The sequence below is a fragment of the Clostridium gelidum genome (genome assembly GCF_019977655.1).
Lineage (GTDB): Bacteria > Bacillota > Clostridia > Clostridiales > Clostridiaceae > Clostridium > Clostridium gelidum.
Window position 1 is genome coordinate 505,001 of sequence record NZ_AP024849.1, and the last position, 20,346, is coordinate 525,346.

Genomic DNA, 20,346 nt, shown 5'->3' on the forward strand with positions numbered 1-20,346 from the left:
TGGAGTCGTTGTTGGGATACCACCCTGATAGTATTGAAGTTCTAACTGGATGCCATGAAACTGGTGACAGGACATTGTTAGGTGGGCAGTTTGACTGGGGCGGTCGCCTCCTAAAATGTAACGGAGGCGCCCAAAGGTTCCCTCAGAACGGTCGGAAATCGTTCGTAGAGTGCAAAGGCATAAGGGAGCCTGACTGCGAGACCTACAAGTCGAGCAGGGACGAAAGTCGGGCTTAGTGATCCGGTGGTACCTCGTGGGAGGGCCATCGCTCAACGGATAAAAGCTACCTCGGGGATAACAGGCTGATCTCCCCCAAGAGTTCACATCGACGGGGAGGTTTGGCACCTCGATGTCGGCTCGTCGCATCCTGGGGCTGAAGTAGGTCCCAAGGGTTGGGCTGTTCGCCCATTAAAGCGGCACGCGAGCTGGGTTCAGAACGTCGTGAGACAGTTCGGTCCCTATCCGTCGCGGGCGTAGGAAATTTGAGAGGAGCTGTCCTTAGTACGAGAGGACCGGGATGGACTGACCTATGGTGTACCAGTTGTTTCGCCAGAAGCATAGCTGGGTAGCTAAGTCGGGAATGGATAAACGCTGAAAGCATCTAAGTGTGAAGCCAACCTCAAGATGAGATTTCCCATAGCGTAAGCTAGTAAGACCCCTTGAAGACTACAAGGTTGATAGGTCAGAGGTGTAAGTATGGTAACATATTTAGCTGACTGATACTAATAGGTCGAGGGCTTGACCAATTATTTAATCAAATTGTAAAATATACATTAATTCTATATGCAATTTTGAAAGAACAATATTCTTTCAATGGTAATATTCCGCGATAGCTCAATGGTGGAGCACTCGGCTGTTAACCGATAGGTTGGAGGTTCAAGTCCTCTTCGCGGAGCCATTTTCATTTTATAAAGAAATTAAATATGGAAAATATATTCTTAAAAAGAAAAATTATTAGTCGAGAAATCGACTTTTTTTTGTTGTATAAAATCACTTAAAAATTTATAATATATATAATAAAATATTTTTATAATTAATTTATTATATAATTAAAGAGCAAAAATAATAAAATTCAGTTATGCATAAGGAGTATAAGACATGAAGAATAATCATAGATACAATAAAAATAAAGGGAAAAATATAAAGACTGCTAGAACTATGATTTTGTTTATTATTATTGTTGCATTTGTAGTGGTGGGTAGTACTCTAATGGCTATAAAGTTTTCAGAGAGCAAACAAGCAGTACAAGCACTTGATGTTAATAAAGAAACAAATTCAGAGTCAAATTTGGACTCAAATAAAGAAAAAAGTTTAGATTCAAATGGTGAAAATAATACGGACAATAAAGGTAATGTAAATTCCTTAGAAAATGATCCTGTAGCTGATGATATAGCATTTGTGGAGAAATATTTAAATCAACAAATGAAAGGACAAATGCCAGATGGAGCAGCAGATGGTAAGAAAGTTGTTTATTTAACTTTTGATGATGGACCATCAGAAACTGTAACTCCACATATATTAGACACACTCAAGGCTGAAAATGTACATGCAACTTTTTTTCTTGTTGGAAAAGCAATTGATGAAAGTAAAGTTACTAAAGATCTAGTAAAAAGAGAAGTTGAAGAAGGAAATGCTATAGGAAATCACACTTATTCACATAATTATAATTATTTATATCCCAATAAGACTGTGAATGTGGATAATGTTATGGCTGATGTTAATAAAACTAATCAATCTTTAAAAAATATTTTCGGTGAAAACTTTTCAACAAGAGCTATTAGATTCCCAGGTGGACATATGACATGGAAGGGAATGGATTCCATGGATGCTCTTATGAAAGAAAAAGATTATCATCAAGTTGATTGGAATGCTATGACTAGGGATGCAGAAGGTAAACCTAAGAATGCAGAACAACTAAAACAGGAACTTATAAAAACTATAGTTGGTAGACAGAAAGCGGTTATATTAATGCATGATACTTATGGAAAAGAAGAAACAGCAAAGGCTTTACCTGGAATAATACAGTATTTGAGAGAACAAGGATATGAATTTAGAACTATGAAATAATATGGACTATGCTAATTTAAGTTATATATTAGAATATTATTGCAATTATGTGTATAATATTAATTATTACTTGAAAAAATAGCATAGTCTATTTTTATGCTTATTAGAAGATAAATAAACTAAATATATACGAGATATTCAAAAAACAAGGAGGAATATTATGTTATCAAAAAGTGTTGCAAACGAAGTACTGGCAAAGTGTTTAGTAACTGGAGGAGATTTTGCTGAAATATTTGAAGAAGATTCAATAAATAATTCAATATCACTAGTAGATGGTAAGGTAGATGATGCCATAGGTGGAAGAAGTTATGGAATAGGACTTAGAATTTTTAAGGGATTAAATAGTGTATATGCTTATACAAATAATAATAGTCTAGATACTCTTTTAGATACTGCCTATAGAGCAGCTTTAGCCTTAGGTGAAGTTAAGGGAGAGCGTCAAAGGGAACTTATATTAAATGAAAAGAAGATAACTACAATACACCCAATAATTTATTTCCCTAAGAATGTAACTTATGATAAAAAGATAGCTATTTTAAAAAGTGCTTATAGTGGAGCCAAGAATTTTAGTGATGATATTTCACAAGTTATTGCAAGCTATTCAGACAAAGAACAAAATGTTTTAATTGCAAATACTGAAGGGTTATACGTTCAAGATAAAAGAATAAGAACAAGGCTTGGAGTAAGTGCAATTGCATCAAAGGGGTCAGAAAACCAAACTGGATTTGAAGGACCAGGAAGACATATGGGAATTGAAATGTTTGATAGCGTTGATCCTGCATATCATGGAAGAGAAGCAGCAAGGGTAGCACATACTATGCTTCATGCTAAGAATTGTCCAGCGGGTAACATGACAGTTGCTATAGACAATGGATTTGGTGGAGTTATATTTCATGAGGCTTGTGGTCATGCATTAGAGGCTAGTGCTGTTGCTAAGGGAAATTCAGTATTTGCGAGTAAGCTTGGAGAACAAATTGCATCAGTGAAGGTAACTGCAATAGATGATGGAACAATGGTAAATGCTTGGGGATCACTAAATATAGATGACGAAGGAACTAAGACTCAAAGAAATGTATTAATTGAAAATGGTATCTTAAAAGGATATATGATTGATAAATTAAATGGAAGACGCATGAATATGGAGGCTACTGGTAGTTCAAGAAGACAAAGTTATAAGTTCCAACCAACTTCGAGAATGACTAATACTTATATAGCTGCAGGATACGATAAGGCAGATGAGATTATTAAATCTATAGAAGATGGATTGTATGCTAAGAAGCTTGGTGGTGGTTCTGTTAATCCTGTAACTGGTGAATTTAATTTCTCTGTTCAAGAAGGTTATTTAGTTAAAAATGGAGTAATTCAAGAACCGGTTAGAGGTGCAAGTCTTATTGGTAAGGGTAGTGAAGTTCTTATGGATATAGATATGGTTGGAGATAATTTTGAAGTAGCCCAAGGTATGTGTGGATCATCTTCAGGAAGTATTCCAACTAACGTAGGTCAACCTATGATTAGAGTAAAGAAAATGACAGTAGGAGGTAGATAGGATATGGATTTTAACTTATTTAAAGAAGAGTTATTTAAAGAAGCTAAGATTTCAGGGTTTGAAGAATGTGAAATATATTATTCTGATGCTGAAAATTTAAGTTTAAATGTTTATGAAGGTGAAGTTGAGAAGTATAAATTAACTAATGCTTTTGGACTTTCATTTAGAGGAAAGATAAATGGTAAAATGGGATATTCTTATACTGAAATATTAGATGAAGAGGCTATAAAAACCTTAATAACAAATTCAAAAGAAGCAGCACTTGCAATAGAGAATGAGGATGTGCAATTTATCTATGAAGGAGATATAGAATATAAGGAGCTAGATTGTTATAAAAAGGAATTGGATAATATAAAACCAGATGAACTTATTATTCTTGCTTTAGAAATGGAAAAGGAATGTAAAAATCAATGCGATAAGGTTGTAAACTTTCAAGGTTGTGGAATTGGATATGGAAAAGGTACTTATGGGATAATAAATTCAAAGGGACTTAACTTAAAGAATGAAAGAAATAGCTTAACTGCATATGTAGTGCCTATAGTAGAAGAAAATAATGAGAAATACGATGGTATGGGATATGTTATAGCTAAGACTGTAGGAGATATTAAACCAAGTGATTTAGCTAAGCAAGGTCTTGAAGAAGCACTTTCTAAAATTGGTGGGAAGAGTATTCCATCAGGAAAATATAAGATAATTGTAAATAATGAAGCAATGGTATCATTACTGGGTACATTCTCAGGAATATTTAATGCAGAGCAAGCACAAAAAGGCTTGTCTTTATTAAAGGGAAAAGAAGGGGAAGTTATAGCATCAGAAATAATAACAATAATTGATGATCCACATATGCAAGATGGACTTGGAACGACTTCCTTTGATGATGAGGGTGTTGCAACTTACAAAAAAGAAATTATAAGTAAAGGAAAATTAAATACATTATTATATAACTTAAAAACTGCATATAAAGCTGGAGTTAAGTCTACAGGAAATGGATTTAAAGGTTCATATGCATCAGTAGTTGGTGTAAGTGACACAAATTTTTATATTAAGCCAGGAGACAAATCGTTTGAAGAACTTTGCAAGAGTATAAAAGAAGGCGTAATAATTACAGAATTTGCAGGGCTTCATTCAGGAGCTAGTTCTATAACAGGAGATTTCTCATTAGCTGCTAAAGGCTTTATGATTGAAAATGGAAAGAAGAGCTTTCCTATAGAACAAATTACAGTAGCAGGAAACTTCTTTACACTATTAAAAGATATAGAGGAAGTTGGAAGTGACTTAAAATTCCCAATGAGCAGTATTGGATGTCCTTCTGTAGTTGTAAAAGAACTTTCAGTAGCAGGCAAATAGTTTATTAATAAAGAAATTGTAGAATAAAACATTAATAAGTTAGATGAATTAAGAGAACAAGAAAATAAAAAAACTAAATTAGACAGGAAATTTGTTCATGGGATTAGAGAAATTACAATAATTCTTGCACAAATTTCGTGTCTATTTCTTTGTTTATATTTATTATTAAATAATTTTTATGAAATTTAAAACTATTTAATGAAATTATAAGTCTAATAGTTGTAAGAAGAAATTGATAGTAATTTATTTCGAATTACATATTATATACAAGGAGGCAATATGGAAGATAAAGTAAGATCAGCTATAGATGGAGATGAAGAATCTTTTACTTATTTAATAAATAGTAAGAAAGAGCAACTTTATAGAACTGCATTTGCTTATGTGAAAAACAAAGAAGATGCACTTGATATAATCCAAGAGACTTTGTACAAGGCTTATATATCGCTAGACAAGTTAAAAGAACCTAAATATTTTAATACTTGGCTTACTAAGATACTCATTAATAATGCTATGACTTTCATGAAGAAAAATAGCAAAATAGTTTATTTAGAAGAAAATGAATTGAATAATATTAGTTGTTTAGAACATAATTCAGATGAAAAATTGAATCTATTTTTAAAGATTTCAGATATGATGTTGAAGGAAATAAATTAAAGAATTTTGAGGAATTTTCAACCAGTGTAAATAAAACTATAGATAACAATTAACGATATGGCTATAGATGATAATATAGTAGCCATAACAATGACAATACAAGGAGATAATATTGCTAAGTTTGTTAATAAGGGTATTATGGGTGCACCACAACTAAATGGAAAGAGCGTCGATTATAATGAGACAGATAAAAAGATTGATGATAATACTATGGAGACTGTAATATGTGGAGATGTATCAGAAATGACATTAGAAGAAAATGTAGATGTGGAATTCAATATAGTTTGGGTTGGAGATGTTAAAGGACCTTGGGATTTTAAATTTAAAACTACTAAGAATGGTACTTCAAAGTATTCAGAAACTATAGACATAAATAAAAAAATTTCATTACCTACTGGTAAACTTGCTAGTGAATTTGAAATAGAAAAACTAGTTATGAGTCCATTTGGAAATACACTAAACGTTAGGGGTACTTATTATGAGAAAAATGAAGATATGCGTAATGGCATTCTTGATTATGTAGTTACTGATAATGAAGGTAAAATATTAAATATAGAGCATAGTGGAAGTTATTCTAATGATAAAAAATATAATCAAGAAATACAATTAAATAAGGAAACTAAGGTTATTATTAAATCTATTGAAGCTACACAAGAAAAAACTAAAATAACTGTAAAAGTTGAAGGGAACTATACAGATGCCAATATAGACTCAGTGGTGTTATTTAATGGAGATTATGTAGATACTAGCAGAGAAGAAGATGGAAATGGAGCTAAAGTTGAAGATTCAGAGAATAATATAATAAGCATAGAACTAAAACCTGTAGATATCACCCAAAATTATAAAATAGCAATCAAAACTAGAAATAAAGGTTATGCTTTTGTGGACGTTGCATCATAGCATTTAGCTGTAGATATTTCTTTAATAGAAGTTGTTCTGTTTTTACTTATCCTAATTTTTTTATATTGATAAAATTTAAGTATAATACTAAACCAGAAAAAAGAAACATGATGTGTGGAGTGTTCCATTGGAATTTAGATGGTAATGATTCTTGACTAGAAGTTGTTCCAAACAGCTTGTTCAAAGTTTATCTTTGAAGCAAGCTGTTTGGGTACAACTTCTAGTCCTAGAATCATCCATCTAAATTCCTAGAAACCGGAACCATCATGTTTCTTTTTTCGGTAGGATATACTTTATCTATGGGTATAATTTGCACGTATCATTTTATCTGAAGTATCTAATGATTTTTTATAAACTTCTTTTTCTTTATCTGTAAGAGTTTCTCCACCTTTAAGGGTTCCGTTAGTTATTACAGCAAAGGATTTATTTGTATTTAATAAATTTCTACCTAAAGCAGTATTTTCATATTTTTCTTTATCTACACCAAGTAAATAAAGCAGTGTTGGCATTACATCAATTTCTCCATTATATAATTTGTCAAATGTTTTTCCTTCTTTATAAGATGGATCAAAAATAATGAATGGAACAATAGGATTTCCAGTATTTAAGAACCAATCTTCCTTATGGGATAATTGATTAATACTATCATCATAATATTTATGAACTCCAGTATGATCACCCATTATAGCTATAATACTATTTTCAAGTAATCCTTCTTTTTCTAACATATCAAGAAAATATCCTATTTGTTTATCAGTATAGTGAATACTTTCAAAGTATCCTCCAAGTTTACTTTCATCTAATTCAGAATCAAGTCCAAGTTCTCTATATTCCTTGGGAATATCAAAAGGACCATGGCTAGTTAATGTTATAGTTTCAGAATAAAATGGTTGTTTTTGCTCTTTTAACATAGGAATAACTTGTTCAAAGTATCTCTTGTCACTGATACCAAGTCCTATTCTTTCATCTACATTAAATGAATAAAAATCATTAAACTTATCAAAACCAATTCCAGTTAAACCATTTTTATAGTTCCAAAATGAACCTTTATCAGGATGAATTGCAATAGTACTATAACCTTCATCTTCCAATATGTTTGGCAAGGAATTATAAGAATCATTTGGATATCTAAAGAAGGTACTTCCACTTCTTAATGGTAGCATAGAAGTATTAACCATTAAGTCACAATCAGAGCTTGTCCCTTCATTAACTTGCTCAAAGGTATTGGGGAAGTATAATGAAGATTGTACTAATTTATTTAAGTTAGGAGTAATTTCGGTGCCGTTAATTTTTTGTCCAATAACAAAATTCTCCAAGGATTCAACTTGTATGTAAATTAGATTTTTTCCCTTTGACATAGCAAAATATTCATTGTTAGGTAAGTTCTCTTTTTTTACTTCAAATAATTCATTAATATCAGATTTATCTGTATCAGTTAATTTATATGGCTTAGAATCACGGTATGTCGTATAACAATCCATTATATGATATCCAATAGGCGAAAAATATTTAGCAGTATTTGATTTGTCATAATTGCTAAAGAAATAAGCATTAGGAACTTCTTTATTATTAAAAACAGTTATACTAAAAGGAACATAAATTATAAATACTATTGATAGAACAAACGTACATATAAAAGTTTTAACAGCTCGTCTATGTTTTTTTGTAAAAGATTTTCTAGTTATGCATACATATATAGCTAGTATTATAAAATCAAACAAGAATATTAAATCTAAGTTGCTTGTCATTGATAATATGCTACCAGACATACTATCTAAATTAGCAGTTTGAGTTAATGCTAATACAGATGGAACAGTTTGAAAGCCTCTAAAATACCATGTATCAATTAGCATTAATAGTGTTAAAATACAATCAATTACTAAAGTATATATTATTCTGCCTCTTCCTTTAAATAAAAGCGAAAAGCTTAAAAATATTAAAGCAAAAGCTATATAATAATTTAAACAAGGGTCGGCGGCATCATAACCGGCAGAAAAATTAAAAACATAAGGGTTTTGACTTGTAACAAAACCTTGAAATATAATTCCCTTCAACACTATAGATACTAAAGGGATTAGGAAGAAAATTATTCTTATTAGTGTGTCTTTTGTTAAATTATTTTTAAAAAATTCATTAAGTTTATAGTTAAAAGAACTCATTTAGTCACCTCAATTTAATATAATCACTACATTATAGTATACATAAATTTATAAATTAAACAAATAAAAATTAATTTCAATATTGGTAAAAAAAGTGAATAAATATTTTCGCATATAAAATAATATATAATTTAAGATGGTATACTATTAATGCAAGGAAATTGTATAATAAAGATATAGTAAATAAAAGCATTTTATTTGCACAAATCAAATTATTATAATTTTAGAAAGTTAATTATAAAAATCCTATTAAACTAATAATTGATTGAAACATTGAAAAGGGGCTGTAAACATGAAAGAAATAGATTGTAGAGGATTCTCTTATTTAAGAATTATAAGAGAAATAAAAAAATATTTTAATTCAATTGGTGAAGGTGAAGCGATTATAATAGTAAGTAGTGAACTTGGACGATCTAATGTTATAAGATATGCAACTCACAAGGGGTACCGATTAGATCAAGATGAGGAAGAAAACAGTTTTAGCATAAAAGTAGAAAAAAGAGGATGTTTAGAAGTTATAGAAGAGGAATACATATTTTCAATTTTAGTAGCATGTGACAAAATTGGAGGCGGAGATGAGACTCTTGGAGAAATTTTAATTAGTGAATATTTTGAAGCATTGAATGAATGCGAAAAGCTTCCTAAAGAGATTTTATTTATAAGTTCAGGGGTTAAATTATTACATAAAGATTCTAATTGTTTAGAACATATAAGGATGCTATATCAAAAAGGTGTAGCAATTTTAATAAATGACACATCTTTAGATTACTATAATTTAAGAGAAAATATTACTTTTGGAGAAATATCAAATATGTATGATATGGTTATTACTATGAAAAAATCTGAAAAGTTAGTAAAATTATAATATTAATACAATATAATTTAAATGTGTTGATTAGGGAGGGGCGTAAAATGCAAAGGTATGATTTAATTATCATTGGAGCTGGAATATCTGGAATGACGGCAGCAATGGGTGCTGTAAAGGCAGGGATAAAAAAAATACTTATTATTGAAAGGGAACCTAATGTTGGAGGAATAATTAATCAATGCATTCATAATGGATTTGGAGAAAAGTTTTTTGGGCACGAAGTAACAGGACCAGAATATATTGATTTTATAGAAAGAGAATTGGAGAAGTTATCTATAGAAATTATTCTAAATACAACTGTATTGGATGTTACTAGAGGAAAGGTAGTTACCTATGTAAATTCTAAAGAAGGTGTTAAGGATGTGACATCTTGTGCAATAATATTTGCTATGGGTGCAAAAGAACAATATTTAGGTAATATTGTTATTCCAACAAATGGACTTACAGGAATATTCACAGTTGGAGAAGCTCATAGAATAATAAATTTAGATGGATATTTGCCAGGAAGAAAAACCATAATTATAGCTAAGGATAAATGGGGATTTATAGTTGCTAGAAGATTAATAATAGAAGGTGGAAATGTAGAAGGTGTAGTAATAGAAAAAACCTTTAATGAAATGAATGACGATGAGATAAATAATATTATTGATGGTTTTGATATACCTATAATTGAAAATTCTAGAGTAATAGAAATTGAAGGTGAAACTAGAATTAAAAAAGTTGAGATTATGAATCTGAATAGTAAGGTAATAGAAAAAAAGAAATGTGATTCTTTATTATTATCAGTTGGTTTCGTGCCTGAAAATTCTATTATTAAAAATTTGGGAATTAATATTAATAGTGAAATATTAGGTCCTGAAGTAGTAGATTTTGAAACATCAGTAGAGGGATTTTTTGCATGTGGGAATATTATATATGGTGAAAAAGCACTACATATGAAAGAAACAGATGGTATTGAATGTGGGACAAAAGCCGCTGAATATATACACCGCTGAAAAGAGTTCTAACCACAACCGTATAACAATTATTATGAAATAATTTCATAATAATTGTTATACGGTTTAAAAATAGTGGAGGGCTTCTTTGTATAAAAGTTCATGACCTAAAGATGTTAAATGAATTCCATCTAAGTAAATATTATTTTTATCTAAGGTTAAGTCATAGAAATTAATAAATTGTATTTTATAGTTATTACATAATTTAATAAGTTCATATTTTAATTTTAAGAGTTCACTTTCAGTGTAAGAATATAGGTGAGAAGGTGAAAAGAGTCTATTCGCCATTTGTCCAACAATTACAGGTGGTACTCCTATAATTATTTCTGAATTAATATTCATACCATCTTTAATCATTATTTCTAAATTATCAATTATTGAAGTAACTGATCTTCCAAGAAGAAGGTCATTAGTACCACCCATTATGAAAATTTTATGTGGATAATGAATTAAGACATCATTATCATAGCGAGAAAGCATGGACGTGGTCGTATCTCCATTACATGCTTTATTCAATGATGAAAAAGAAAGCTTTTGTGTTAGTTTATATACCCAAGAATTTTGTTTAGGTACTCCATATCCAAACGTCAAACTATCTCCCAAAAAAATAATATCAAAATTATTATTCATAATAAAATCCTTTCATTGTATTTCATATGTCTAAAATAATTTATTAAAACATTTCTTACATATGAGAGTCTTTCCACTATCAGCTTTTATATAATCATCTGAAATAATAAGTTTGCTACATATATTGCACAGTTTAGCTTTATTATTTACAGTACATTTAGAAGCTTTATCAATTTCTCTTAAACACGTATCAATGGGCTTAGCATTTATTTTATTTTTTAAGTTATCAACTAAAGAATGATTAGTAGATAGATTATTCAATAAAGTCTTTTTTTGTGGGGAATATGATTTCGGCTGTGTGGGAATAGCTTTTTTTGTGACTGTATAATTAAAATTATATTCACTTTCAGAAAAAAGTTCCAATTCAAATCTAGGATTTTCTTTATCGTAATATTCTTCGGTGAAAATTTTGGTTATTTGAGCATCATTTACTATAAGTCCACTTTTCTCAATACCATCAAATATACTTTTTGTAATATTAATTGTATCAGGATGACGTTTTTCACTTTTATAATAAACTTTTAATAAAGCGATTAAGCTTTCAGAAAAAATAATATCTGGATTTTGACTTCTTGCAATTAGTGCAATTTCTTGTTCATATAATGCGTATCTATCATGATATTTACCAGAGCTATCTGGTAAAATGGCACGTCCGTTCATATTGTGTAATTTAAAATTTGATTTAGTAATAGGTGATCCCTTAATTACTACCTTAGCATAATTAGACATTTAAATTCTCCTTAAGTGAGGCACATTGAAAAAAGAACAAGTCATTATTCTAGTCTATTTTATTTCATATGCCTAATAATTTGAGTATTACTTCAAATATACAGTATATGCACTTTATAATCAAAGAGTATTTAGTCACAATTAAAAAAATAACAAGTCCATTTGCCAGCCTATTTTCAATCATAAATGAAGCTCGATTCGCTACGCTCTTCTTGAGTAAGCGATTCACACAAAATCATAGATTTTGGTTCACTGCTCACGTCGGCAAATTGACCTGATAGACATGCTATGATGGCAATTAGTCTCCTTGCCTGATGAAAAATATTCATTGCAACTTTGGATTTGTTATTTATTTTCATGTGCCTTATAAAAATACTTTTAGAGAAATTTATCTGTAAATGAATGATAAGTTATCGAATTTTAAGAGGATATAATGCATATTATTGAATACATAAAGTATAATATTTAGGTGATTACATATAAATAATGCATTTTAAGAGTAATAGATATATAATTAAATATTAAGAATATATTAAATAATGCAATGAATAGAGGAATTTATCTTCGTTATAAGATAAAATAGATTTTGTAGAAGAAAATATTGTAATTAATCAATATTTGAATTTATCTGTAACATAAGACATTTTGAAAAGATATATCTAAAATGTGATTTGTTATAGATTAAACTTAAAATAAAAAGAGGTATTAAGCATGAGTAAAAAGATAATTTTAGCAATAGAATCCAGTTGTGATGAAACTGCAGCTGCAGTTGTGGTAGATGGTAGAGAAGTTTTATCAAATGTAATTGCATCACAAATAGAAACCCATAAAAAATTTGGTGGTGTAGTACCTGAGGTTGCATCAAGAATGCATATTGAAGTAGTAGATAGTGTAGTAAAAGCTGCACTTTCCGAAGCGGAAGTTTCTTTAGATGATATTGATGCAATAGGTGTTACATATGGACCAGGACTTGTTGGAGCACTTTTAGTTGGACTTCAATATGCAAAGGGCCTTTCATTAGGTTCGAAAAAACCATTAATTGGAGTTAATCATATACAAGGACATATTAGTGCAAATTTTATACAGCATAAAGATTTAAAGCCACCATTTGTATCCTTAGTAGTTTCTGGTGGTCATACATTTATAGTGCATGTAAAAGGATATAGAGACTTTGAAATTATTGCTCAAACAAGGGATGATGCAGTAGGAGAAGCTTATGATAAAGTAGCAAGAGCACTCGGACTTGGATATCCAGGTGGTCCTAAAATTGATAAATTAGCTAAAGAAGGAAATGAAAATGCAATAGATTTTCCAAGAGCTAAATTTCAAGAGGATACCTTAGATTTTTCATTTAGTGGAGTCAAATCTGCTGTATTAAATTATTTGAATAAAGCGCAAATGAAAGATATAGAGATAAATAAAGCTGATATTGCAGCATCATTTCAGAAAGCAGTTATTGATGCATTAAAAACTAACTTATTTTTAACTTGCGAGAGAAGAGGAATTAAAAAGGTTGCAGTAGCAGGTGGAGTTGCATCTAATTCGTGTTTAAGAGAAACTCTTTTAAAAGAGGGAGCAAAAAGGGGAATTGAAATTTTATTCCCATCGCCTATATTATGCACTGATAATGCAGCAATGATAGGAAGTGCAGCTTATTTTAATTATCAAGAAAGGATAATATCTGATTTGGATATAAATGCAAAGCCTAATTTGAAATTAGGGGAGGCGTAGATTCTAATATGAAGTTATTATCACACTCTAATGGGATACACAAGGTTGATAAAGATAAAGTTAGTAAGAGAAGAGTTTTAAAAAAGTGTATTATTTTCATTGTAGGACTACTGATTTTTGGATTTGCAATACAAATGATAACTAATGTTTTTGATAATGAAAGACTAAAATCAAGATTTAAGTATATTAGAATAGATGGAAATAAGATGGAATATAAGTTCAAGAAAAGTGGAGATTACACTGTAGTGCTTGATGGGGCAACTGGAACAAATATTTATGAGTGGGATACGGTTTGCAGAGAATTAGAACAGACAAAGATATCAACATTTACATATAATAGAAGAGGGTATGGGTTTAATGATGGTGGAGAAACTAGAACACCAGAAGAGCAAGCAAAAGATTTGAAAGCTCTGCTTAAAAAAGCTGGAGCACCAGAACCATATATTTTAGTTGGAGAAGAATATGGTAGCTTAGTTACGACTAACTTTGTTAGCTTATATCCAGATTCAGTTGCGGGAGTTGTGTTAGTTAATCCTATATCAGAAGAAGAAATTAAAACTAATGAATTCAAGGAAAGTATTAAATCTGAATATTATAGAAGTGAATTCGAAAAAATAGGTACTAATTTTAGCTTAACATCATTATTGAGTAAGATGGGATTAACTATGGAAAATAATATTTTTAAAGAGCATTTAACGGAAAGTGAATTAGCTGAATTTAATAGTTTTAAAAACAATAAGAAATATAAGGAAGCTGTTTCAAATGAATTGGGAAATTTATATAAAGGTGTATCCAATAGTCAAATAGATGGCTTATTATCTAATAAACCATTATATTTAATAACTGATAATGAAGAAGACCCTATAAAAAAAATAGGGAATGTAGCAGTTACAACAGTATATAAAGAAGAAATAGAGGGTTCACCATTTTCATTATTAGATTCAAATACAATTGTTAATGGAGTAAATAGCGTTCTAAAGGATGCAAAAAAAACAGCTAAAAAGTCATAAAAAAGTATGATTAACTACATATTGTTGTCATTTGTTTGACACACAATAGCTTTATACTTACATTATAGATTTAGTTCTAGTAGATGTAAGTATAAATAACTTGTATATATTAAAAAATAAAAAATATATGACTTAATTGCTGAGTATAAATAAATTAATAATTGATATAAAAGGAGGACAAATATATGAATAATAATGAGAATAATGGAAAATTTATTGATGTAGAATCAATGCCAGCAGATCAAGGAACTCAAGTTGCTTGGGAAAATTGTTTTCAAAATAATAATAATGGAGAAAATAAAAAAGGAAGAGGCATACGTTTATTAGGTAAGATTGCAGGAATGTTACTTATTACAATTATAGGTGGAGTATTTGGAAGTGGGATTACTTATTCACTAATTAAATCTAATAATAGTGTTAATACAAAACCAATAGTAAGTACCATTCCACAATCATTTACAGCAAGTACATCTGATGCAATGTCAGCAGCAGATGCATTTAATAAGGTAGCACCAGCAGTTGTTATTGTTTCTACTAAAGGCACAGAAACGAACGGATTTTCATCTGGAGAAGTAGAGGGAATGGGCTCAGGATTTATTATAAATGAAGAAGGATATATATTAACTAATTATCATGTAATTTCAACTGCTAAGGAAATTACAGTTACTTTAAGTGATAAAACTGAAGTTAGTGCAACTGTAGTTAACTACGATTCAGAAAAAGATATTGCAATGCTTAAGCTAAAAGAAGGAACTAAAGTCCCAGCAATTGCAGAACTTGGAGATTCTGACGAAGTTTATCCAGGTGCAGAAGTTATAGCAATTGGAACACCTCTTTCAAAGAACTTTGCTCAAACACTTACAAAAGGAGTTATAAGTGGTAGCAATAGAACTATAGAAGGGCAAAATGGAGCAAATGTTAATTTAATTCAAACAGATGCAGCTATTAATCCAGGGAATAGTGGAGGTCCATTAGTTAATGCTAAAGGGCAAGTTATAGGAATAAATTCTATGAAGTTAGGAACTCAAGTATTAGGAGAAACTACTATTGAAGGTATAGGTTTTGCAATTCCGATAAATGAAGTAAAAAATAAAATAGATGCTCTATCAAAACCTATTTTAAATTTAGGAATTCAAATAAGGGTAATTGATAGTACTATGGCTAAGAAAAATAATTTAGCAGAGGGAATATATATAATAGCAGTTGATGAATTCTCACCAGCAGAAAAGGCTGGACTTAAGATGGGAGATATAATTGTTAAAACTGATGGAAAGTCAGCTAAGACTCTTGAAGAACTTAAGGCTATAAAAGAAGGCAAAAAAGCTGGTGATACTATGAATGTAGAAGTAGTAAGAAATAACAAAAATGTTAGTGTATCGGTTGTATTAGAAGAAAAAACAAATTAAGGTATCTAAAATAATATTTAAATATACCTAAAGATATAGAGAGGATTGGTAAATGTATGATACTATACAATTATCAATCCTAAATTTTTTCTATTAATCATCCTTTAAAAATTTGAAGAAAAGTAGTAATATATAATAATGAATAAGTGTAAGGCATTTTAATTTTTAGATGATTAAAGAGAAGAAGGAGAAAGTTATGGAAGAAATAATATTAAATATAATAATGCATAGTGGAGAAGCAAGAAGCTGCTCAATGGAAGCAATTGCTATAGCTAAAACAGGAAATTTCGAGAAAGCAAAAGAATTAATAATAAAGTCTGATGAGGAATTAGGATATGCACATAGTTCTCAAACAAGTTTAATTCAAGGTGAAGCTGCGAATGATAAAATAGAATTTTCATTGCTTTTGGTACATGCTCAAGATCATTTAATGACAACAATGACGTTTAAAGATTTAGCGGTGGAATTAATAGAAGTACATGAAAAAATAAGTTCTATTCAATAGAGGTATAATATATGAAAAATAAAATTAGATATGCTGTTATATTTGCTGTTTTTTTTGTAATAGGAATAATAAGTATTAATTTATATCAACCCAATAAAGAGCAGCAAGTTAAAGGTAGCATAGAACTTTTAGTAAACGAAAATTCTTATGAGTATTTAGTTGAGTGCGCAAATAATTTTATGAAACTAAATGATAAAACTTTAATTAGTATAAAAAAATTAGAGAGTTATAATCAAATTACTGATAAGGTACAAGTAAATACTAAAATAAAAACTCCGAATATTGCACAAATAGATAGGTTTAATTTCGAAAAATTAAAATTAAATAATTATGAATATTATAATAAGGACAACAAACTTTTAAACAATTATGCTAAGAACTTTTCTGAATATAGGGTAAATCAAGTTAAGTATGGTGATAACTCAATAGGAATACCACTGAATTCTAGACCTCTAGCTTTTTATGTAAGAGAAGATATGCTAAGAGAATATGGATATAAAAGAGAGAGCATGAATACTTGGGAAGATATTGTGAGGATTGGTAAAGACATATATACAAAAAGCAATGGAAAAGTAAGTATAATAAATGCAACAGGACAAGATTATGAAGACTTATTAGACTTACTAACTATGGAGAGCTTTAGTAATGATAAAAGTATAGATCAGATAAAATTAGAAGTTCAAGCTATGATTAAAAATTTAAAGGACAATAATATTCTAAATTTACAAGACGGAGGAAAATTTTTAGCAAGGATATCTTCAGTTAATGCTATGAAAGAAATAATGGTATTAGAAGAAATTTGCGAATGGAGCACAGGGAATGTACCAAGTATTAAACCAGGAGCAAATAAGTTTTTTGCATCAGAAGGAGATAATTTATTAGTATTAAACCAAAATACCGATAATGAAAAACTAATTGAAAAATTTATAACTTATGTAATAACTAATAACAAGGAAACTGTTAAGTATGTGAAGCAAGGAAAATTCTTTTCAAGTTATTTATATACCTATAGTAGCAAAGAAATTGAAGAAAATGTAAAAAATTTCGTTGGGAAAAGTCCACTTGTAGTATTAAGTAATATAGAAGAAAAAACTCCGGGGATTAATGACTATGATAAATATATAAAGATAAAGCAAGAACTTAGAGTACAGTAGATACCCGAAGTTAGGCATATGATTCGCCGAAATTGGATACATGTTTATTCCGTTGGACTAAGAAAATTTCCCTGGAAACTTCTAAATGGCAGGTTGCACCCATTTCTGCTTGCTCCTGAGGCAAGCTCAGGACAAGCAAAAATGGAACAACCTGCCATTAAGAAGTTTCAACAGCTTATTTTCTAATGCCAACTGCACAAACATATATCCAATTTCTCTGTTTAGATATATGCCTAAGTATAATAGATTTTAAATATAATACTAAGTATGAGTACAACTTTATTTCGACGTATTTACGCATAAGCCAAGTTTCCACAGTGAGTATTTATACTAAGTATTGTGAAGATAGTTTCCTGTAGGCATCTAATGTATTTTGAGCAGTTTTTGCCCATGTGAATTCAAGGCTTCTTAAGTAGCCTTTTTCACTAAGGTTTTTCTTTAAAGTTTCATCATTTAGAAGAGCGACTAAAGCATTTTCTAATTCATTGATATTATATGGATTTATTAAAATTGCATTATTCCCGGTTACTTCTGGAATTGATGTTAAGTTAGAAGTAATTACTGGTGCTTTGCAGCTCATGGCTTCCAGTGGCGGTAATCCAAAGCCTTCGTAAAGGGAAGGATAAACAAAAGCATCACAACCACTATAAAGGACAGGTAAAAATTCATCTTTTACATATCCACAAAAAATTATTTTATCTTGCATATTATTTTCTTTCACAAAGTTAAATAATTTTTCACCTTCATCTCTTAATGAACCTCCAAGTAGCAATTTATATGGTTTGTTAAAGTCTTTATAAACATTACTAAAGGCTTTAACCAAACCTAAAACATTTTTTCTTGAACTAAATCCGCCTATATATAATATATATGGATCTTTTACACCAAAGGTATTTTCTACATACAATTTGCAATTATTTTTGTCTATTGGTTTAAAGTTGCTATTTGCAGCAAGGGGGGTTACAAATATTTTATCTTTAGGATAAGAACTGAAAAATTTTAGAATATCCTTTTTTGAGTATTCAGAAACTGTCAAAATACCAGAAGAATTAGAAATTATATTTGGCATATCACGTAAAAATCTTTCTAAGTAACTGCGTCCTACAGTTTCAGGCATCGTATATGGAATTAAGTCATGTATTGTAACTATAGTTGGTATTTCTGTATCAAAATCAAAGCCTATTCCATTTTGAGGAATATGATATAAATCAGCATGCAATTCATTTAAGATACTTGGAATATAATAATTTTCATAAAAACCACCATGCCTACCAGAAGAAAATACTATATTAGTATTTTTTTTATTAAATTCCTTATTAAATTTTCCAGAACAAAATAAAGTAAATTCATCTTTTGAAGTTATAGAAAGAATCTCAGATATAAGATTATTAGTATAAGTACCAATGCCAGTTCCTTGATGTAAAGTAGCACTACGAGCATCAATGGCAATTTTCATATGAACACCCCTTCTTTTCAGTTATGAGTTAACAATTAACAGTCTCAGGTGAAATTTTTACATATGTCTTTAGTATAAAGTATTAAATGATTTTAATTTTTGTGAATCTAAATCACAATAAATTATTTAAGAACATATAATAAAAAGAAATAATGGGTAGTAGGAAAGTTTTATGGAGAATAATAAAGAGATACTTAAAATTAAAACCTATGTTGAAGAGAACTATAGTTTAAATGTAGATAATATAGAAAAGGTTAAAAACAGTTATAAAATTATTGCTAAGGATGAGGGATATTGTTTAAAAGTAATTAAATATCAATTCTCTCATTTTTATTTTATTTTGTGTGCAATGAAACATCTACAAGAAAATGGATTCACTAATATTCCTAAATTTATTGTGAATAAATATGGAAAAGAATATGGATGCATAGATGGAAAATATGTTTATTTAACTAAATGGATTCCATCGAGGGTAAGTAATTACGATAATCCTATAGAATTAGCTATGATATCAAGTGAACTTGCAAAGTTGCATGAGTGTAGTAAAGGTTTTACTTTAGAAAAAAACATGAAGCCAAGGATTGGTTGGTTTTCTTGGACTCGCGTATTTGAAACAAGAAAAAATGAAATGATTGATTTTAAAAATAGAATAGATCAAAAAGCACATAAGTCTGATTTTGACTTACTATATTTAGAAAACATTGAAAGAGAAACAAAAAGAGCTGAAAAAAGCATACTAGGTTTGCAAAGAAATAATTATGTAAAGATTATGGAGAGAGAAGTTTTTAAAAGAAGTTTTTGTCATCATGATTATGCCCACCATAATATTTTAATAGATGATAATAAAAATATTAATATTATAGACTTTGACTATTGCATATTAGATTCTCATCTTCATGATCTCTGTTCATTATTAATAAGAAATATGAAAGATGGAAAATGGGAAAAAGAAAAATGTAATTTAATCTTGGATGCATATAGTGGCAATATTGAAGTTAAGCAAGATGAAATTCCTATAATAAGAGAATTTATAAGATTTCCTCAAACTTTTTGGCAAATAGGATTGCAAGTATATTGGGAGCAACAACCTTGGGGAGAAGATTTTTTTCTAAGTAAGTTAGAAAAATATTTAGATGATTGTACTGAGAGAGAAGCGTTTATTAATAGTTATTTTAGTGGAGGAAATTAA

The 20,346-nt window shown here is 29.6% G+C and carries 17 protein-coding genes, 1 tRNA gene and 1 rRNA gene (1 of these 19 running past the window's edge); 15 read left to right on the forward strand and 4 right to left on the reverse strand.

Annotated features, from left to right (window positions below):
• The 7 genes from psyc5s11_RS02360 to psyc5s11_RS02390 form a co-directional block, all read left to right on the forward strand.
• Positions 1 to 746: ribosomal RNA gene (locus tag psyc5s11_RS02360) — 23S ribosomal RNA — on the forward strand (it extends 2,166 nt beyond the left edge of the window).
• Between the two features lie 77 nt (positions 747 to 823).
• Positions 824 to 898: transfer RNA gene (locus psyc5s11_RS02365), tRNA-Asn, on the forward strand.
• 200 nt (positions 899 to 1,098) lie between these two features.
• Positions 1,099 to 2,067: a polysaccharide deacetylase family protein gene (locus psyc5s11_RS02370; protein WP_224036042.1), complete on the forward strand. Its 969-nt coding sequence runs from the start codon at positions 1,099 to 1,101 to the stop codon at positions 2,065 to 2,067.
• 160 nt (positions 2,068 to 2,227) lie between these two features.
• Positions 2,228 to 3,613 (forward strand): TldD/PmbA family protein, encoded by a 1,386-nt coding sequence (locus tag psyc5s11_RS02375; RefSeq protein ID WP_224036043.1) that lies wholly within the window; start codon positions 2,228 to 2,230, stop codon positions 3,611 to 3,613.
• A gap of 3 nt (positions 3,614 to 3,616) precedes the next feature.
• A complete protein-coding gene (locus psyc5s11_RS02380; RefSeq protein WP_224036044.1) occupies positions 3,617 to 4,960 on the forward strand; it encodes a TldD/PmbA family protein in 1,344 nt (447 codons plus the stop codon).
• A gap of 279 nt (positions 4,961 to 5,239) precedes the next feature.
• Positions 5,240 to 5,614, forward strand: a complete 375-nt coding sequence (locus psyc5s11_RS02385; protein ID WP_224036045.1) for a sigma-70 family RNA polymerase sigma factor — start codon at positions 5,240 to 5,242, stop codon at positions 5,612 to 5,614.
• 57 nt (positions 5,615 to 5,671) lie between these two features.
• Positions 5,672 to 6,514, forward strand: a complete 843-nt coding sequence (locus psyc5s11_RS02390; RefSeq protein WP_224036046.1) for a DUF5643 domain-containing protein — start codon at positions 5,672 to 5,674, stop codon at positions 6,512 to 6,514.
• A 293-nt stretch (positions 6,515 to 6,807) separates the two neighbouring features.
• On the opposite strand, the gene psyc5s11_RS02395 is transcribed toward psyc5s11_RS02390, so the two are convergent.
• Positions 6,808 to 8,673 carry an LTA synthase family protein gene (locus tag psyc5s11_RS02395; protein WP_224036047.1) on the reverse strand — a complete coding sequence of 622 codons (1,866 nt, stop codon included), beginning with the start codon at positions 8,671 to 8,673 and terminating at the stop codon, positions 6,808 to 6,810.
• A gap of 292 nt (positions 8,674 to 8,965) precedes the next feature.
• On the opposite strand from psyc5s11_RS02395, the gene yedF reads away from it, so the two are divergent.
• Together yedF and psyc5s11_RS02405 are read left to right on the forward strand one after the other, a co-directional pair.
• Complete coding sequence (gene yedF, locus psyc5s11_RS02400) at positions 8,966 to 9,538, forward strand: sulfurtransferase-like selenium metabolism protein YedF (RefSeq protein WP_224036048.1); 573 nt, start codon at positions 8,966 to 8,968, stop codon at positions 9,536 to 9,538.
• A 47-nt stretch (positions 9,539 to 9,585) separates the two neighbouring features.
• Positions 9,586 to 10,536 carry an NAD(P)/FAD-dependent oxidoreductase gene (locus tag psyc5s11_RS02405; protein WP_224036049.1) on the forward strand — a complete coding sequence of 317 codons (951 nt, stop codon included), beginning with the start codon at positions 9,586 to 9,588 and terminating at the stop codon, positions 10,534 to 10,536.
• 66 nt (positions 10,537 to 10,602) lie between these two features.
• On the opposite strand, the gene psyc5s11_RS02410 is transcribed toward psyc5s11_RS02405, so the two are convergent.
• A complete protein-coding gene (locus tag psyc5s11_RS02410) occupies positions 10,603 to 11,166 on the reverse strand; it encodes a GDSL-type esterase/lipase family protein (RefSeq protein ID WP_224036050.1) in 564 nt (187 codons plus the stop codon).
• A 30-nt stretch (positions 11,167 to 11,196) separates the two neighbouring features.
• The gene (locus psyc5s11_RS02415) at positions 11,197 to 11,895 is read right to left on the reverse strand and encodes a RusA family crossover junction endodeoxyribonuclease (protein ID WP_224036051.1); all 699 of its coding nucleotides are present in this window, start codon (positions 11,893 to 11,895) and stop codon (positions 11,197 to 11,199) included.
• Between the two features lie 711 nt (positions 11,896 to 12,606).
• Here psyc5s11_RS02415 and tsaD point away from each other — a divergent pair.
• From tsaD to psyc5s11_RS02440, 5 genes are all read left to right on the forward strand, one after another.
• Positions 12,607 to 13,626, forward strand: coding sequence for a tRNA (adenosine(37)-N6)-threonylcarbamoyltransferase complex transferase subunit TsaD (gene tsaD / locus psyc5s11_RS02420; RefSeq protein WP_224036052.1), 1,020 nt, complete (start codon positions 12,607 to 12,609; stop codon positions 13,624 to 13,626).
• An 8-nt stretch (positions 13,627 to 13,634) separates the two neighbouring features.
• On the forward strand, positions 13,635 to 14,636 hold the full coding sequence (locus psyc5s11_RS02425) for an alpha/beta fold hydrolase (RefSeq protein WP_224036053.1): 1,002 nt from the start codon (positions 13,635 to 13,637) through the stop codon (positions 14,634 to 14,636).
• Positions 14,637 to 14,821: 185 nt separating this feature from the next.
• Positions 14,822 to 16,042, forward strand: coding sequence for a S1C family serine protease (locus psyc5s11_RS02430; RefSeq protein WP_224036054.1), 1,221 nt, complete (start codon positions 14,822 to 14,824; stop codon positions 16,040 to 16,042).
• Positions 16,043 to 16,238: 196 nt separating this feature from the next.
• Positions 16,239 to 16,547: a PTS lactose/cellobiose transporter subunit IIA gene (locus psyc5s11_RS02435; RefSeq protein WP_224036055.1), complete on the forward strand. Its 309-nt coding sequence runs from the start codon at positions 16,239 to 16,241 to the stop codon at positions 16,545 to 16,547.
• 11 nt (positions 16,548 to 16,558) lie between these two features.
• Positions 16,559 to 17,701 (forward strand): ABC transporter substrate-binding protein, encoded by a 1,143-nt coding sequence (locus psyc5s11_RS02440; RefSeq protein ID WP_224036056.1) that lies wholly within the window; start codon positions 16,559 to 16,561, stop codon positions 17,699 to 17,701.
• Between the two features lie 325 nt (positions 17,702 to 18,026).
• Here psyc5s11_RS02440 and psyc5s11_RS02445 read toward each other — a convergent pair whose 3' ends face one another.
• Complete coding sequence (locus tag psyc5s11_RS02445) at positions 18,027 to 19,157, reverse strand: glycosyltransferase family 4 protein (protein WP_224036057.1); 1,131 nt, start codon at positions 19,155 to 19,157, stop codon at positions 18,027 to 18,029.
• A 172-nt stretch (positions 19,158 to 19,329) separates the two neighbouring features.
• On the opposite strand from psyc5s11_RS02445, the gene psyc5s11_RS02450 reads away from it, so the two are divergent.
• The gene (locus psyc5s11_RS02450) at positions 19,330 to 20,346 is read left to right on the forward strand and encodes a CotS family spore coat protein (protein ID WP_224036058.1); all 1,017 of its coding nucleotides are present in this window, start codon (positions 19,330 to 19,332) and stop codon (positions 20,344 to 20,346) included.

Excerpts from the sequence above, each read along its gene's own strand:
- psyc5s11_RS02380 (WP_224036044.1), top strand. The coding sequence starts at position 3,617 with ATGGATTTTAACTTATTTAAAGAAGAGTTATTTAAAGAAGCTAAGATT.
- psyc5s11_RS02440 (WP_224036056.1), top strand. The coding sequence starts at position 16,559 with ATGAAAAATAAAATTAGATATGCTGTTATATTTGCTGTTTTTTTTGTA.
- yedF (WP_224036048.1), top strand. The coding sequence starts at position 8,966 with ATGAAAGAAATAGATTGTAGAGGATTCTCTTATTTAAGAATTATAAGA.
- psyc5s11_RS02385 (WP_224036045.1), top strand. The coding sequence starts at position 5,240 with ATGGAAGATAAAGTAAGATCAGCTATAGATGGAGATGAAGAATCTTTT.
- psyc5s11_RS02375 (WP_224036043.1), top strand. The coding sequence starts at position 2,228 with ATGTTATCAAAAAGTGTTGCAAACGAAGTACTGGCAAAGTGTTTAGTA.
- psyc5s11_RS02430 (WP_224036054.1), top strand. The coding sequence starts at position 14,822 with ATGAATAATAATGAGAATAATGGAAAATTTATTGATGTAGAATCAATG.
- psyc5s11_RS02450 (WP_224036058.1), top strand. The coding sequence starts at position 19,330 with ATGGAGAATAATAAAGAGATACTTAAAATTAAAACCTATGTTGAAGAG.
- tsaD (WP_224036052.1), top strand. The coding sequence starts at position 12,607 with ATGAGTAAAAAGATAATTTTAGCAATAGAATCCAGTTGTGATGAAACT.
- psyc5s11_RS02415 (WP_224036051.1), bottom strand. The coding sequence starts at position 11,895 with ATGTCTAATTATGCTAAGGTAGTAATTAAGGGATCACCTATTACTAAA.
- psyc5s11_RS02425 (WP_224036053.1), top strand. The coding sequence starts at position 13,635 with ATGAAGTTATTATCACACTCTAATGGGATACACAAGGTTGATAAAGAT.
- psyc5s11_RS02370 (WP_224036042.1), top strand. The coding sequence starts at position 1,099 with ATGAAGAATAATCATAGATACAATAAAAATAAAGGGAAAAATATAAAG.
- psyc5s11_RS02390 (WP_224036046.1), top strand. The coding sequence starts at position 5,672 with ATGGCTATAGATGATAATATAGTAGCCATAACAATGACAATACAAGGA.
- psyc5s11_RS02405 (WP_224036049.1), top strand. The coding sequence starts at position 9,586 with ATGCAAAGGTATGATTTAATTATCATTGGAGCTGGAATATCTGGAATG.
- psyc5s11_RS02395 (WP_224036047.1), bottom strand. The coding sequence starts at position 8,673 with ATGAGTTCTTTTAACTATAAACTTAATGAATTTTTTAAAAATAATTTA.
- psyc5s11_RS02410 (WP_224036050.1), bottom strand. The coding sequence starts at position 11,166 with ATGAATAATAATTTTGATATTATTTTTTTGGGAGATAGTTTGACGTTT.
- psyc5s11_RS02435 (WP_224036055.1), top strand. The coding sequence starts at position 16,239 with ATGGAAGAAATAATATTAAATATAATAATGCATAGTGGAGAAGCAAGA.
- psyc5s11_RS02445 (WP_224036057.1), bottom strand. The coding sequence starts at position 19,157 with ATGAAAATTGCCATTGATGCTCGTAGTGCTACTTTACATCAAGGAACT.